Source organism: Chitinophaga sp. S165 (assembly GCF_003182155.1).
In the GTDB taxonomy this organism is placed as follows: Bacteria; Bacteroidota; Bacteroidia; order Chitinophagales; family Chitinophagaceae; genus Chitinophaga.
This window is the reverse complement of record NZ_QGTG01000001.1, coordinates 1,504,350-1,520,614: the sequence shown is the minus strand read 5'-3', so window position 1 is coordinate 1,520,614 and position 16,265 is coordinate 1,504,350. Positions and strand designations below refer to the sequence as shown.

General features: G+C 49.2%; 13 protein-coding genes. All 13 read left to right on the top strand.

What is annotated here, in order from left to right:
- Window positions 1–17: 17 nt before the first annotated feature.
- The 13 genes from C7475_RS05545 (at window position 18) to C7475_RS05485 (ending at window position 16,263) form a co-directional block, all read left to right on the top strand.
- Complete coding sequence (locus C7475_RS05545) at window positions 18–2,285, top strand: helix-turn-helix domain-containing protein (protein ID WP_110052002.1); 2,268 nt, start codon at window positions 18–20, stop codon at window positions 2,283–2,285.
- Between the two features lie 309 nt (window positions 2,286–2,594).
- The gene (locus tag C7475_RS05540) at window positions 2,595–3,617 is read left to right on the top strand and encodes an LLM class flavin-dependent oxidoreductase (RefSeq protein ID WP_110052000.1); all 1,023 of its coding nucleotides are present in this window, start codon (window positions 2,595–2,597) and stop codon (window positions 3,615–3,617) included.
- An 84-nt stretch (window positions 3,618–3,701) separates the two neighbouring features.
- Window positions 3,702–5,684 (top strand): PAS domain-containing protein, encoded by a 1,983-nt coding sequence (locus C7475_RS05535; protein ID WP_110051998.1) that lies wholly within the window; start codon window positions 3,702–3,704, stop codon window positions 5,682–5,684.
- Between the two features lie 44 nt (window positions 5,685–5,728).
- Window positions 5,729–6,325, top strand: coding sequence for a hypothetical protein (locus tag C7475_RS05530; protein ID WP_110051995.1), 597 nt, complete (start codon window positions 5,729–5,731; stop codon window positions 6,323–6,325).
- A 177-nt stretch (window positions 6,326–6,502) separates the two neighbouring features.
- Window positions 6,503–7,555 (top strand): L-rhamnose/proton symporter RhaT, encoded by a 1,053-nt coding sequence (rhaT, locus tag C7475_RS05525; RefSeq protein ID WP_110051992.1) that lies wholly within the window; start codon window positions 6,503–6,505, stop codon window positions 7,553–7,555.
- Window positions 7,556–7,660: 105 nt separating this feature from the next.
- Window positions 7,661–9,784 (top strand): bifunctional aldolase/short-chain dehydrogenase, encoded by a 2,124-nt coding sequence (locus C7475_RS05520; RefSeq protein WP_110051989.1) that lies wholly within the window; start codon window positions 7,661–7,663, stop codon window positions 9,782–9,784.
- Between the two features lie 134 nt (window positions 9,785–9,918).
- Window positions 9,919–11,193, top strand: coding sequence for a sugar isomerase (locus tag C7475_RS05515; protein WP_110051987.1), 1,275 nt, complete (start codon window positions 9,919–9,921; stop codon window positions 11,191–11,193).
- A gap of 17 nt (window positions 11,194–11,210) precedes the next feature.
- Window positions 11,211–12,593: an FGGY-family carbohydrate kinase gene (locus C7475_RS05510; protein WP_110051985.1), complete on the top strand. Its 1,383-nt coding sequence runs from the start codon at window positions 11,211–11,213 to the stop codon at window positions 12,591–12,593.
- Between the two features lie 5 nt (window positions 12,594–12,598).
- Window positions 12,599–13,333, top strand: coding sequence for a (Fe-S)-binding protein (locus tag C7475_RS05505; RefSeq protein WP_110051982.1), 735 nt, complete (start codon window positions 12,599–12,601; stop codon window positions 13,331–13,333).
- Window positions 13,334–13,345: 12 nt separating this feature from the next.
- Entirely contained in the window at window positions 13,346–14,722 is a 1,377-nt protein-coding gene (locus tag C7475_RS05500) for a lactate utilization protein B (RefSeq protein WP_110051980.1), read from the top strand.
- A 33-nt stretch (window positions 14,723–14,755) separates the two neighbouring features.
- Window positions 14,756–15,349 carry an LUD domain-containing protein gene (locus C7475_RS05495; protein WP_110051977.1) on the top strand — a complete coding sequence of 198 codons (594 nt, stop codon included), beginning with the start codon at window positions 14,756–14,758 and terminating at the stop codon, window positions 15,347–15,349.
- 3 nt (window positions 15,350–15,352) lie between these two features.
- Window positions 15,353–15,664 carry an L-rhamnose mutarotase gene (gene rhaM, locus C7475_RS05490; protein ID WP_110051975.1) on the top strand — a complete coding sequence of 104 codons (312 nt, stop codon included), beginning with the start codon at window positions 15,353–15,355 and terminating at the stop codon, window positions 15,662–15,664.
- Window positions 15,665–15,765: 101 nt separating this feature from the next.
- On the top strand, window positions 15,766–16,263 hold the full coding sequence (locus C7475_RS05485) for a GyrI-like domain-containing protein (protein WP_110051972.1): 498 nt from the start codon (window positions 15,766–15,768) through the stop codon (window positions 16,261–16,263).
- The last annotated feature ends 2 nt before the right edge of the window (window positions 16,264–16,265 follow it).

Below are 16,265 nucleotides of genomic sequence, written 5' to 3'. Positions count from 1 at the left end.
AATCTTACAATTTACAGATGCCACAACCGGATACTGCAAATAGGATGTTCCATCTGGCGGCAGACTATATTAATAATACTAACCGCCATATTTTCCTGACCGGGAAAGCCGGTACAGGGAAGACGACCTTCCTGAAATATATACGGCAACATACCACCAAGAATACCGTCGTAATAGCGCCTACAGGTGTAGCTGCCATTAACGCGGGCGGTGTGACCATGCACTCTTTTTTCCAACTGCCTTTTGGTCCTTATGTGCCAACAGGCGCACACCTTTTTGGTGTAGATAACGGCGTGACAGACGCTCACGCACTGTTCCGGAATATCCGCTTCAACCACGACAAAAAGCAACTGTTGCAGGAAATGGAGCTGCTCGTCATTGATGAAGTGAGTATGGTGCGTGCAGATACTTTAGATGCGATTGACGCCATTCTCCGTCACTTCCGTGGCCAGCCCTTAGTACCTTTCGGAGGTGTACAGGTGCTATATATCGGAGACCTTTTCCAGCTTCCGCCTGTAATGCCGGAAGAACAGTGGAAGTTATTGAAGGACGTTTATGACAGTGTCTTCTTCTTTGATGCGCGGGTAATGCAACAGGCCCCGCCGCTGTTCATAGAACTGAATAAGATCTACCGGCAGAATGAGGCCACCTTTATCAGTCTGCTGAACGGTGTACGTAACAGTTCACTGGACTGGGATGATCTCGAAACACTCAATCAGCGCTACCTGCCGCATTTTACAGGCGATGGCGATCAGTACATTGTACTGACTACCCACAACCGGCGTGCAGACGAGATCAATAATGCGCGCCTGGCGGCTATGCCGGGCGGGATCCATACATTCACAGGAGAGATCAAGGGCGACTTCAGTGATAAAGCCCTCCCGACGGATATGGACCTACGCATCAAGCGTGGTGCACAGGTGATGTTCATCAAAAATGATGTGGCGGAGCCACGCCGTTACTTCAATGGTAAACTGGCCACCGTTAAAGAGATCATGCCTGACGATAAAATTGTGGTGACGCTGGCGGAAAGTGAAGAGACGCTGGTGCTGGAAAAGGAGACCTGGCGTAATATCCGCTATTCCTGGAACAAAACCGAAGGCACTGTGGACGAGGAGGAAATGGGCAGCTTCACACAATATCCTATCCGTCTTGCCTGGGCCATTACCATCCATAAGAGCCAGGGCCTCACCTTTGAAAAAGCGATCATTGATGCAGGCAATGCCTTTGCTCCCGGACAGGTGTACGTAGCATTGAGCCGCTGTACCTCGCTGGAAGGATTGGTACTGCATTCAAGGATCCATCCCGGCGCTATCCGTACGGATGAACAGGTGCTGGCATTCTCCTCCCGCTTTCACAAAGAGGAAGAACTGGAAATGCTGCTGGAAGGAGAGAAGTTAGTCTTCTGGGCAGAGCAGCTGCTGAAGCTATTCAGCGCAGAAAAGATCCTGGCAGAGTTGCAGGTACATGCCGCCTGGCTGCGCGATAAAAAGATGACAGGCATGGAAAGTGCCTTAACATTAAGCCGCAATCTGCAGCAACGGGCGGCTGCATTACATGAGGTAGGGTTGAAGTTCAGACAGCAACTGGATCCGCTGCTGAAAGAAGTGCTGCAATCCGGTAATACGACTACGCTGAGTGAACGTGTCGGCAAGGCCGTAGCCTATTTCACCAATGAAATATATGAATCCTTTATACAGCCGGTGCGCCGTGAAAGGGACATTGTAAAGGATATTCCGAAAATAAAGAAGTACGTCCTGCAGTTGTCCGGGCTGGAACATTTTCTCTGGAGCAGGTTAGAGATCTTCGCAGACGCCAGTTACGGCAATGTAAAGTTCAATGAAGGGCTGCCGGACTATGAATCGTTGCGCAGGCCTCCGGCAGAAAAAGCGAAGGAGGCTAAAGAAAGCAACGACACAAAGGATACTAAAGAAACGAAGGGCACGAAAGCCACAAAGGAAAAGCCGGCAAAGAAGCCCCGGGAAGCTGGCGGCAGCAGACGAGGTACGCTCGAACTCTTCCTGTCCGGTAAAACGCTCCAAGAAATCTCTGCCGAGCGTGACCTTGCCATGAGCACCGTGGAAAGCCATCTCGCAGACTGCGTAGCCAACGATGAGCTCCAGCTCAACCGCTTCATGGACGACAAAAAGATCGCCCTCATATTACCGCTCGTAAAAGAACTGGGCGCTACGGCGTCTGCGCCCATCAAGGCCAGATTAGGAGAAACAGCCACCTGGGCAGAGATCAGGGCTGTACAGGCCTATTACCGCCGCACAATGGAGTAACACTGGGCATTATCCAACAAAACATAATTAGCAAAACACAATTAACAAAACACAATAGGACCCCGGTAGGGGTCCCCTGTTGTGCGCCCGGGGGGGCAACCCCGGGGACCGGAACGGAAACGCCACCGGAATGCAAACGGAACACGAACCGGGATACCACGGAAATCCCAACGGCAATTAATTATCATCCCCCGGCCACCATCATCCCCATACCGTCCATCGAATAATATCAATGCATTTTCCCCCTGGCTAACATTATTTCCCATTTCTTTTGTAATTTTGGAATGAACATTCTAAAAAGCACAGCCAATGGCCGACAGGAAATTAAAGATCAGCGTACTGGATCAGACCCCTATTCGCAAAGGCAGCAACGCCGTAGAAGCACTGGAAGAAAGTATTAAGCTGGCGCAGCTGGCCGACCGGCTCGGCTTTACCCGTTACTGGGTGTCAGAACATCATAATAGCCGTACACTGGCAGGCGCAGCCCCGGAAGTATTGATCTCCCGGCTGGCAGCTGTTACGAAACATATCCGCCTGGGTTCAGGTGGCGTCATGTTACCGAACCACAGTACCCTGAAAGTGGCGGAGAACTTCCGCTTGCTCGAAGCACTCAATCCAGGACGTATTGACCTGGGCATAGGCCGTGCACCGGGTGGCGACAGGCTGACAAGTCATATACTGAACCCCTCCAATAATTTTGAGCCCAGAGATTTCGTGCAGCAGGTCCATGATCTGGAAGGTTATTTAACTGATTCCTCCGAAACCGGTACGGTACATGAGAAAGTAAAAGCCATCCCACGGATAGATACGGTCCCCGAGCTCTGGATGCTGACGTCCAGCGGCGAAAGTGGGCTGCTGGCGGCAAGACAGGGCTGGGCATTATCATTCGCACATTTTATATATCCAATTGGCGGCCCGCAGGCAGTCAGGACCTATCGTGAAAAATTCAAACCTTCACAATTCCTGAAAGAACCTGCTGCCAGTGTAGGGATCTTCCTTTTCTGCGCCGACACCCAGGAGAAGGCAGATGAACTACAAGCTGTGATGGATTATCGCCTGTTAAGTTTTGAGAAAGGCAGGTATGACGAAACTCCTTCCTGGGAAGAAGTACGCGATTATGAGTACTCAGATCAGGAGTGGCAGCGCGTGATGGCCAACAGGGGCCGTATCGTTGCAGGTACGCCCGAACAGGTGAAACAACGTTTGCTGAAAATGGCGGACGATTATGGAGTAGACGAGATCGTAGCTGCCACCATCACCGAAAAGATAGAAGACCGCTTCCGCTCATATGAACTGCTCGCAGAAATCTTTCAGCTGGAACCTCGCAATTGATTGACATTTACGTAGTATTGCAGATATTGTGATTATTGCCTTCTTTCGAGAAAAGGGACAACTAAATTCGTCTGTATTACTACAATGGAACAAAAGCATAATAACGAGGCCAGACCGGTAGAACGCTATAGAGAAGATGATCAGGAATGGATGCGCTTTGCATTACGCTCCGCAGGATTGGGTACCTGGGATATGGATCCCATCAACCGGTGTATTGTATACGATGACCGCTGCAGGGAGCTGTATGGCTTTCCCGAAGGTGACGTCATGTCTTACGAAAGTTTACTGACATACGCTCACCCGGAAGACAAACCAATGGTAGCTACGGCAATGGAACGCGCCCTCGCAAATGAGAACGGCGGGCGTTACGATTTTGAGTTCCGTGTAACCGCCGCCGATAACAGGCTGCGCTGGCTCAGATGTATTGGTCAGGCTTACTTTAATGAAGCAGGAGTGGCATACCGCTTTGCCGGTACTATACAGGACGTGAGCCGACAATCAAAGAGCAGGGAAAAGAAAGTAATGCTGTTCTCCCTGGTGGAGAGCAGCTCAGATTTTATAGCGGCGGCAGATTATGAAGGGCGCATTTTTTATATGAATTCTTCAGGACGGAAATTGTTAGGGATCCCACAGGACCTGGATATAACATTGTTGGGAGAGGTCGATCTGTATAATCCCGATTACCACGATTTCATTGCCAAAGAAGTACTACCACAGTTAAGAACAGGACACAAATGGACAGGTACCGTCTATCTGCGGCACTATGATTCAAAAGAGATCATCCCTTTTCATGCCGATTTCTCCATCATCAAAGATCCCAGGAATAATAGCTTCATCGGCCATGGCGCAGCGCTGCGCGATCTAAGGCCCGAGCTGGAAGCAAAAAAAGAACAACAGAAACTACTGGCCCTGCTGGAAAACAGCCGGGACTTCGTCAGCTTATCTGATGAAGCCGGAAATGTATCCTACGTCAATGCCGCCGGACAAAAATTACTGGGCCTTGATAGCCTGATGGACGCCCGGAGGCATAACAGTGAATACCTTATGCCAGGGGAAATAGACCGGCTGAAAAATGAGATAAATGTAGAACTCTTCAACCGCGGACAATGGTCCGGCGAAATACAATACCGGCACTTCAAAACAGGAGAGGCCATCCCCGTATTCGGCACAACCATGCTGGTATACGATCCGCTTACAGGCGTCTCCCAGGGAAGGGCGAGCATTGCCCGCGACCTGCGTGAAGAAAAGGCGTTAAGGCAACGGATGATCGATAATGAGCAGGAACTGGAACGCCTCGTGGAACTCAGGACAGATGAACTGAAAAAGGCGAATATTGATCTTAACATCGTGAACCAGAACCTCGAACAGTTCGCTTACGTGGCCAGTCATGACCTCCAGGAACCGCTTCGCAAGATCAATATGTTCTCAGCACTGATGCAGGATAAATATGCAAATGAGCTGAACGAGACGGGCGTACGTAATCTCGGCATCATCCGAAATGCCGCAACCCGTATGACCACCCTGATACAGGACCTGCTAGCCTTTTCAAGAGTGTCCCGCCAGGATCACCTGTTTGAAAGGATAGACCTCGTTCAGGTCATGGAACAGGTACTGACCGACCTGGAAGTGCTCATTCAGCAAAAGAACGCCACAATTAATTACGACTCACTTTGTTGCATAAAGGGTATCCCCCTGCATATGACACAGCTTTTCCAGAACCTCTTAAGTAACGCACTGAAATTCAGCAAAGCAGACGTAGCCCCTGTTATCAGGATAACTTCCCGTATGATGGAGCCGGAAGAAGTCGGGGCTAATCCGCAGTTACAGAACGGTACTACCTATTGCGAGATCAAAGTACAGGATAATGGTATCGGTTTCGACCCAACGTACGCACGCAAGATCTTTGTGATCTTTCAGCGCCTGCACGGAAGGGGAGAATATGAGGGAAGCGGTATCGGACTGGCCTTATGTCAGAAAATAGTGACTGCTCATCATGGTGTTATCTACGCAGAATCAGAAGAAAAACAAGGTGCTGCCTTCACAGTTATTTTACCGGCATACACTTGATTATATTTTTTCATATTTTTGCTGGAAATAACTGATCCTATCCTATGAGAAAATACTTCCTGCTGATAGCAGTCATAGCACTGGTTGTCGCTGCCTGTACCAAAGAAGCAGGTGTTGGCGGTGGAACACAAAATCCCGGTGACACTACTGGTCTGCCTGGATCCGGATCCGGAAATAAAGACAGCGTTGTTACATTCACAGATCTGAAGTTTGCCTTGACACCTGCAAGTGAAAGTTATGGCCGCGTTTTCTCCTCTTTTAAAGGAAACGTTTACCTGGATAATGATATTCCTGATACACTTGGAAAATACATAGATCTGGCTTTCAATAATTTTGGCTCCTTCTCTATGTTCTTTACCAGCCCGAACGATGAAACGTTCGATCTGAACATTCCTGGCTCACTGACCACGCTTGTGCGTAACCTGGTGCCTTCGGATACTTTCAATGTCAATTCCTTTGATACTATTACACATGCATCCACACTGAGACAACTGACCATCACTACTGATGATGAGACTTTTGCTTCAGCCGATATGCCATTGGTAGTGTTCTTCCAGAATGGTTTTGGAAAGAAGGGTATTATCAAAGTAACAGCAATAACTGGTGATTATATAGTTGCTGATGTAAAAGTAACTTACTGATATTAAGAAATTTATGCAGAGAGAATAAGGGCTGTCCGCGCAAGTGGGCGGCCTTTAGTCATTTTATGCCAATGCCCCCGGTTAATTTAGCCCTAATAGGAATGTGTAGGACAGTTGCCCCGCTGCCTTTATTTAAATTTGAAAGGTTCCGCGATTAAAAAAAACAATTCCACTATTATGCAAGCTATTTTAGGCGTATTTTTTCATTTTATCGGAGGCTTCGCGTCCGGCAGTTTTTATATCCCTTTCAAGAAAGTAAAGAGTTGGGCCTGGGAAAGTTATTGGATAGTGGGTGGCTTTTTCTCCTGGTTAATTGTACCCTTTCTGGCAGCCTGGATCACTGTACCTGACTTCCTGAGCATCATTAGCAGAACAGACAGTTCTACACTCTTCTGGACCTATTTTATGGGCGTATTATGGGGCATCGGCGGTCTCACGTTCGGCCTGGCTATGCGCTACCTGGGCATGTCGCTCGGTATGTCCGTAGCGCTGGGATATACCTCTGCTTTCGGTTCCCTCATTCCACCAATATACAGGGACCTCTTCTCCTCCGATAGTGCAAACACATTTTCAGCAATGTTAAAAAGCCCGGGCGGTTTGATGGTGCTCGGTGGCGTACTGGTCTGCCTTGCAGGTATCGCTATTTGCGGTGCCGCAGGAGTGATGAAGGAACGTGAATTATCCGAAGATCAGAAAAAGGAAAGTATTCAGGAGTTCGATCTGAAAAAAGGACTGATCGTAGCAACTGTTTCAGGCATCCTGAGCGCCTGTTTCAATTTCGGTATAGAGGCGGGTAAACCAATGGCGGCTATCGCTATTGAACAAGGCAGCAACCCCTTATTCCAGAACAACGTGATATTCGTTGTGCTGCTGTGGGGAGGTCTTACTACTAACCTGTTCTGGTGCCTGTTGCTGAATTTCCGCAATAAGACCTTTGGTGATTATGTCAACAAGCAAACGCCGCTGGCTGGCAATTACTTCTTTGCAGCACTTGCCGGTACCACCTGGTTCTTCCAGTTCTTCTTCTACGGCATGGGTGAAAGTAAACTCGGTAACGGCGCAAGTTCCTGGATCCTGCACATGGCGTTTATCATTATGATCTCCAGCCTGTGGGGTATTACACTGCGTGAATGGAAAGGCGTAAGCGCAAAGACCTTTGGAACGATCATACTGGGCGTTGCAACGATCATGGCATCTGTGATGCTCGTAGGCTACGGCAATTCATTGTGATGTTCATAAACATGATCTGAAGGCAGGAACTACACCCGGCATGGGGCAAGTGTTCGTAGACTTTTAACTATCATAAACCAATCTAAAAAATATAAAAAACAACATATGTCGGTTTCTTCCTTAACAAATTTCAAACACGTAAGTTATCTCTGGGATGAGCAGAAAGCCGCTGCACTGGCAGGAGACGAAGTAGCATTACTGATCTACCGTTCTAATCTGCTGGGTGCTGATCTCCGCCTCACAAACTATGGTGGTGGCAATACTTCCTGCAAAGTGATGTCTACAGATCCGCTGACGGGCAAACAAACGGAAGTAATGTGGGTAAAAGGTTCCGGTGGCGATCTGGGTACCTTGAAACGTAGTGGTCTGGCAGCTTTGTATGTGGAGCGGCTGCATAGCCTGGAGAATATCTACAAAGGTATTGATCAGGAAGACGAAATGGTAGAGCTTTTCAATCACTGTATCTTCGATCTCAGTTCCAAAGCTCCTTCCATCGATACGCCGCTGCACGGTTTTCTGCCGTTCAAACATATAGACCACCTGCATCCTGATGCGGCCATTGCTATTGCAGCAGCGAAGGATGGTAAACGTATCACACAGGAGCTCTTTGGTGGTACAATAGGCTGGGTGCCCTGGCAGCGCCCCGGTTTTGACCTGGGTTTACAATTAAGACAATGTCTGCGCGAAAATCCAGGCATCAGAGGTATTATGCTGGGCTCTCACGGTCTGTTCACCTGGGGTGATACCGCTTACGAAAGCTATGTGAACACGCTGGAAGTGATCGAGCGTTGTGCTGCATACCTCGAAGAGCATTATGGCAAGAAAGGACCTGTATTCGGCGGTAGCCGTATTACTTCCCCACCCGCTGAAGTACGTAAGAAACAGGCTGCAGCGCTGGCGCCTGTTTTACGTGGCCTGTGTTCAGCTCACACCCGTATGGTAGGTCACTTTACAGATGATCCGCGTGTATTGGAGTTCATCAACTCCAATGATCTTGACAGGCTGGCGCCATTGGGTACCAGTTGTCCGGACCACTTCCTGCGTACGAAGATCAGCCCGTTGGTGTTGCCGCTCGATCCCCAGGCTTCACTGGATGATGCAGCAGCAGTAAAGCAACAACTGGAGCCTTTATTTGCTGCTTACAGGCAGATGTACACTGATTATTACAACACCTGTCGTCATCCGAACAGCCCTGCTTTACGTGATCCTAACCCGGTTGTGATCCTGTATCCTGGTGTTGGCATGTTCACATTCTCGAAAGACAAACAGACCGCAAGAGTGGCTGCAGAGTTTTATACGAATGCGATCAATGTAATGAAAGGTGCGGAAGCTATTTCTGAATATACCGCATTACCGCGCCAGGAAGCATTTGACATAGAATATTGGTTGCTGGAAGAAGCGAAATTGCAACGTATGCCTAAACCAAAAGCATTGTCAGGCCGTATTGCCCTGATCACAGGTAGCGCCGGTGGTATCGGTAAAGCTGTTGCTAAGAAATTTGCAGACGAAGGCGCTTGCGTGGTGATCAACGATAACGACGAAGGCCGTCTGCAGGCCGCGAGAGAAGAATTCTCCAAACAATATGGCAAGGACGTTTTTGCAACTGCTATCCTCGATGTAACAAAAGGCAGTGATATAAAGGCTGCATACGACGTAGCCAGCCTGGCTTTCGGAGGTGTGGACCTGGTGGTGAACTGTGCAGGTCTTTCTATTTCCAAACCATTGGAAGCACATACAGAAAAAGACTGGGACCTGCTGTACGATGTACTGGTAAAAGGCCAGTTCCTCGTTACCCAACAGGGCGTCGAAGTGATGCGCAAGCAGGACCTCGGTGGTGATGTCATCAATATCGTTAGTAAGAATGCGCTGATGAGTGGCCCTAACAACGCCGGTTATGGTTCCGCCAAGGCGGCACAGCTCCATCTGAGCAGGTTGAATGCAGCAGAACTGGGCAAGGATGGTATCCGTGTCAATGTCGTAAATCCTGATGCGGTGATTGCCGACAGCAAGATCTGGGAAGGTGACTGGGCGGCAGGCCGTGCGAAAGCGTACGGTGTTACGGTAGAAGAACTGCCCGGATATTACGCCAAACGTACCTTGCTGAACCAGGTGATCCTGCCGGAAGACATTGCAAATGCATGTTTCGTTATCACCGGAGGACTGCTTAACAAATCCACCGGTAACGTGATCAACGTGGATGGTGGTGTTGCAGCTGCTTTTGTAAGATAAACAAGGCCTTTCATCAGTTAAATACCAGTACATTGAGTCAACACATGCTCCGGGCGAAAGCCAGGCCGGCATGTGTTGATAATGTCTGTTAACGAAAAACTTTTCCTAATTTACCAAAGACCCAAACTCCCGTTATGAATATTGAGAAATTTCAGATAGCTGAATTCAACGATTCCCACAGGCAGGCGCACGAGCGCAGCTTCGAATATATCGCCGGAAATATCCAGCATGTAGATGAGGTCCTTCAGAAATTGCAGGACTTCCAGGTAGCTATCCCCAGCTGGGCGCTGGGAACCGGTGGTACCCGTTTCGGCCGTTTCTCAGGAGGAGGGGAGCCTCGTAACCTGGAAGAAAAGATCACCGATATCGGTTTGCTGCACGCATTGAACAGGAGCAGTGGTGCCATTTCCCTGCACATCCCCTGGGATATTCCTGAAAATGCAGCCAGCATAAAAGCACTGGCAGCACAACATGATATCCGCTTTGATGCCGTGAACTCTAATACCTTCCAGGACCAGCCTGGCCAGGAACTGAGTTACAAATTCGGTTCCCTGCATCATACTGATAAAGGCGTCAGGAAACTGGCGGTAGAACATAACATTGAAGTAATAAAATACGGAGTGGAACTTGGTTCCAATGCACTGAGCCTGTGGCTGGCAGATGGTTCCTGCTTCCCCGGACAGCTGAATTTCAGAGGTGCTTTTAAACGCACGCTGGACAGTCTCCAGGAAGTATATGCCGCACTGCCGGATGCCTGGAAACTGTACATAGAATACAAGGCTTATGAGCCGAATTTCTATTCTACGACTATCGGCGACTGGGGCCAGTCATTACTCTTCGCCAATAAACTCGGGCCAAAGGCATATACGCTTGTGGACCTGGGCCATCATCTGCCAAATGCCAATATCGAACAGATCGTGTCATTGCTGTTGATGGAAGGCAAACTGGCAGGTTTCCATTTCAATGATTCCAAATATGGTGATGATGATCTGACAGTAGGCAGTATCAATCCTTATCAGCTGTTCCTCATCTTCAATGAGCTGGTGGAAGGTATGGACGCCCGTGGTATGAACCACGCCAATGATCTGGGATGGATGATCGACGCTTCGCACAATGTAAAAGATCCGTTGGAAGACCTGTTACAGTCAGTGGAAGCCATCATGATCGCTTATGCGCAGGCTTTACTGGTAGATACCAAAGCCCTCCAGGCCGCCCAGCAGAACAACGACGCTGTGGCCGCACAGGAAATATTGCAATACGCTTACCGCACTGACGTCCGTCCGCTGGTTGCCCAGGCACGCCTGCTGGCAGGAGGTGTTTTACAGCCGGTATCCTTCTACAGGCAGTTCAAGGTAAGAGAACAACTGATCAAAGAAAGAGGTCTGAAAACCGTAGCAACGGGATTGTAATTCTAATCATCAACGGCATGCGCTGTATTGCAATACTGGACATAGGTAAGACCAACAAGAAGATATTCCTGATAGACGAGCACTACCGCATCGTGTGGGAAAGAGGTGCTTGTTTCGAAGAAACCGTGGATGAAGACGGGGATGCATGTGAAAACATAGAACTGCTCACAAACTGGGTGAAAGACAGTCTTCGCGAACTGTTGCAATTGCCCGGTTATAGTATTGTGGCATTTAATTTTAGTACCTATGGCGCCAGCCTGGTATACCTGGATGAACAGGGCCAGGTACTGGCGCCTTTGTACAACTATCTGAAACCTTACTCCGCCGGTATGGAAGCCGCATTTTATGAAGCGGCCGGCGGTGCTGATCAGTTATGCGGAGACACTGCTTCTCCTGCATTGGGCAGCCTTAACGCCGGTCTGCAGTTCTACCGGTTAAAGCAGTTGCAGCCCGCTGTTTATGAGAAGGTGAAATACGCACTCCATTTACCGCAATACATAAGCTTCCTGGTTACGGGCCAGCCATTGTCTGATATTACCAGTATTGGTTGTCATACGATGCTCTGGGATTTTACCAAACAGCGTTATCATGAATGGGTGTTAAAGGAAGGACTGGCAGATAAACTGCCGCCTGTTTTTCCTGGTAACCACACACTGCCGGCTACCATTGACGGGCATACCTGTATTGCCGGCGTGGGGCTGCATGATAGCTCCGCTGCCCTGATCCCTTACCTGGCAAGTTTTTCGGAGCCCTTTGCCCTTATATCGACCGGTACCTGGTGTATCACCCTTAATCCGTTTAATAACAGCCCTTTAACGGCGGAAGAACTGGCATCTGACTGTCTATGCTATCTGACCTATGAAAACCGCCCTGTAAAGGCCGCAAGGCTCTTTGCGGGCAACGAGCATGAGCAGCAGGTGAAAAGGCTGGCAGAATATTATCAAACACCGGTAAATTACTACCAGCAAGTAGCCTTCGACCCTGCTATATTTGCCAGGTTGCTCGCGGCATCTCCGCAACAGGAACGCCCGGCCTCCGGTACGGCCCTGTTACAGGCCTCCCGCTTTGCAACCAGGTCATTGAACGACTTTACCAGCTATGAAATTGCCTATCACCGTTTGCTGATGGACATCATGGAACAGCAACAGTTCTCTTCATCGCTGGTAATAGACGGTACACCGGTAAAACGTATTTTCGTGGATGGTGGGTTCAGCAGGAACACCGTATACATGCACCTGCTGGCAGCTGCTTTCCCGCAGATGGAGATCTACGCCGCCTCTGTAGCCCAGGCTACGGCAATAGGCGCAGCCCTCGCTATTCATCGCCACTGGAATACACAACCTTTGCCGGCCGACCTTGTAGAGATGAGACATTATAGCCACGGCTCGATTTATATTTGAACAAGATGAAAGTAGGACTCTTCATACCCTGTTACATAGACCAGTTTTATCCGCAGGTAGGTATCGCCACGTTATCATTGCTGGAAAAACTGGGTTGTGATGTGGTATATCCCCAGGGACAAACCTGTTGCGGACAACCCATGGCCAACTCCGGATTTGAACACCTGACCCACGGTTGCAATGAACTTTTCGTAAACCATTTCGAGAACTTTGACTACATCGTAGCACCTTCGGGTAGCTGTGTGCTGCACATCAAAGACCATCTGCATGTAGATGGGAAAGAACAGGCAGCCACGCACATCCGTCAGCGTATATACGAACTGGCAGAGTTCCTGACGGATGTACTGAAAGTTGATAATCTGAAAGCAAAATTCCCGCATAAAGTAGGTATACACCAGGCTTGTCATGGGCAGCGCGGATTAGGCCTCGCCCAGATGAGTGAGCTTGTGGCCGCTCCGTTTTCCAAACCACAACAGCTGTTGAATATGGTGGAAGGACTGGAACTGATAGAACTGAAACGTAGCGATGAATGTTGTGGTTTCGGCGGGACTTTCTGCGTGTTCGAAGAAGCGGTCTCCGTGAAAATGGGTAAAGACCGTATAGCTGATCATGTCAATAATGGTGCAGAATATATTACCGGCAATGACGTTAGCTGTCTCATGCACCTGGAAGGCATTTTACGCCGCCAGAACAGTAATGTGAAAGTGCTGCACATCGCGGAAATATTGAATTCAATCTAACTTTAGGAAGGCATGGAACATCAACATAAAGAACACGCGCTGCTGGCGGAAGATTTTAATGCCAATGAACCTCGTGTGAACTGGCACGATGAGACACTGTGGTGGATCCGTCAGAAGAGAGATAAAATAGCCTGGAGCATTCCGGAGTGGGAAGAACTGAGAGAAACGGCTTCCCGTATCAAACATAACGTACTGGGTAACCTGCACGACTATCTGCTGGAATTTGAACGTAAGGCACAGGAGAATGGGGCTATCGTACATTGGGCGGCCAACGCTGACGAGCATAATAAGATAGTGTTACAACTGTTGCAGGAGCAAGGCGTAAAAAGGATGGTGAAGAGTAAGTCCATGCTTACCGAAGAGTGCCATCTGAACCCATACCTCGCTGAACACGGGATAGAAGTAGTCGATACAGATCTTGGCGAACGTATCGTACAACTTGCGAAAGAACCGCCAAGTCATATCGTATTGCCTTGTATCCATAAAAAGAAAGAAGAGATAGGAGAGCTGTTCCATGAGCACCTGGGCACGCCTGCAGGTAATGCAGATCCCAAGTTCCTCACTGCAGCTGCCCGCCAGCATCTCAGAAAAGAATTCATTCAGTCCCGTGTGGCCATTACCGGTGTTAACTTCGCCGTGGCGGAAACAGGGGAGATGGTGGTCTGCACAAACGAAGGCAACGCCGATATGGGCGCTCACCTTGCAGATGTACATATCGCCTGTATGGGTATCGAAAAGATCATCCCGCAAAGAAAACATCTGGGTGTGTTCCTGCGCCTGCTGGCAAGAAGCGCAACTGGTCAGCCTATCACTACATACAGCAGCCATTTCCGTTCTCCGAAAGCGGGACAGCAACTGCACATCGTACTGGTCGACAATGGCCGTAGCCGTCAGCTGGGACGCGAAGATTTCCGCAACTCGCTGAAGTGCATCCGTTGTGGCGCATGTATGAACACCTGTCCTGTATATCGCCGTAGCGGCGGTCATAGCTATCATAACGCTATTGCCGGCCCGATAGGCGCTATCCTGGCGCCCAATCTGGACATGAAGGAATATGCTGACCTGCCGTTCGCATCGACCTTATGCGGTTCCTGCTCTAACGTATGTCCGGTGAAGATCGATATCCATCAGCAATTGTATAAATGGAGACAGGTCATCACACAGGAAGGACACGCTAAAAAAACAAAAGCCGCCGGCATGCACGCCATGAACATCGTGTTGTCTAAACCTGGTCTGTATAAAACCGCCGGAGGCGTTGGCCGCTGGGTAATGCGTACATTCCCCGCCGTTGTAAACAACGGAATGAACCCCTGGTTCAAACAACGCGAAATGCCTGCCCCTCCGAAACAATCATTCGCCGACTGGTACAAAAAGAACCGCCCGGAATGACAAACAACAGAACGAAACAAACAACCACATAACATGTCCCGCGAATCAATCCTCGCCGCTATAAAGAACAATCAGCCAGATCATCAGGCTTTGCCTGACCTGCACACCTTCCGCCGTCCTAACACCGGCGATCCCGCTGCATTCAAAAAAGTAGTGGAAACCCTCGGCGGACAGGTCTTCGAGATCGGTTCATATACAGAGATACAACCGCTCATTGCGGAACACTATACCGACCTTAACAAAGTGGTTGCCATTCAGGACAGCTACCTCCCTGGTGCTGCTACACAATGGGAAACCGGCGATGGCCGCCAGCTGGAAGATGTAGACCTGGCTATTATCCCCGGACAGTTCGGTGTGGCCGAGAACGGCGCCATATGGATCACGGAGAACGAAGTAAAGGTCAGAGTGCTGCCATTCATTACGCAACACCTGGCAGTTGTTGTTGCTGCGAAAGACATCCTCGCTACGATGCACGACGCCTATGAAGAGCGTATTGTCCGTCCTGAATCAGGGTTCGGCGTATTTATTGCCGGACCATCCAAAACAGCTGATATTGAACAGTCGCTGGTATTAGGCGCTCACGGGGCTAAAAGCCTGACAGTTTTTCTTTACACTCCCAAACCTTAACATATGAAGGTCGCGTTTAAAATGCGCCTGAAACCGGGCTTTAAAGAGGAATATAAGAAGCGGCATGATGAGATCTGGCCGGAATTGAAACAGTTGTTGAAGGAAAGTGGTGTAAGCGATTATACCATCTTCCTCGACGAAGGAACAAATACGCTGTTCGGCGTGCAGCAGCAGGCAGGTGAGCAATCCTCCCAGGACCTGGGGACCTTGCCGGTTGTGCAACGCTGGTGGGCCTATATGGCCGATATCATGGAAACGAACGAAGATCACTCCCCCGTAACAACCCCGCTGGTCCAGGTCTTCCATATGGACTAAATCTTCCGGATTGTCATAGTTATCCCTCATAAATGTCCTGTTTGCACCGTCGGGGTGTTTAACAGCATCCGTACATTTACTATTATCAAATACTAGATCATATGTTGAAGAATCCCCACGTTGAGTTTCGTAATGAACAACATTACCTGGCTATCCGTAAAAAAGTGAAGATGTCTGATATTCCCTTTGAATTGCCCCAGCTTATTCCCGAAGTGATCCAATGGGTGGAAAAGAATAACATTACCCAGACAGGCCCCTGTTTCTTCCGGTACCTGGCATTTGATAGTGTGGAAGAGCTGCTCGTGGATGTGGGCGTGCCGACGGAAACACAGGTTGAAGGAGATGAAAAGATCATATCAGCATCTTTTCCTGCTGCCGAATATCTGACTGTAATATATACGGGCGATTACCAGGGCCTCAAAAATGTGCATATGGGACTCGAATCCTGGATGAAAGAGAATGAACTGGAAGAAGGACGGCAGGAGATAGACGGTGAGGAATACGGCGCACGTACGGAACACTATATCACCGATCCGAGAGAAGTGCCCGATCCGAAGGACTGGCAAACAGAAGTATCCATCCTGCTGGCCAATAAATAATT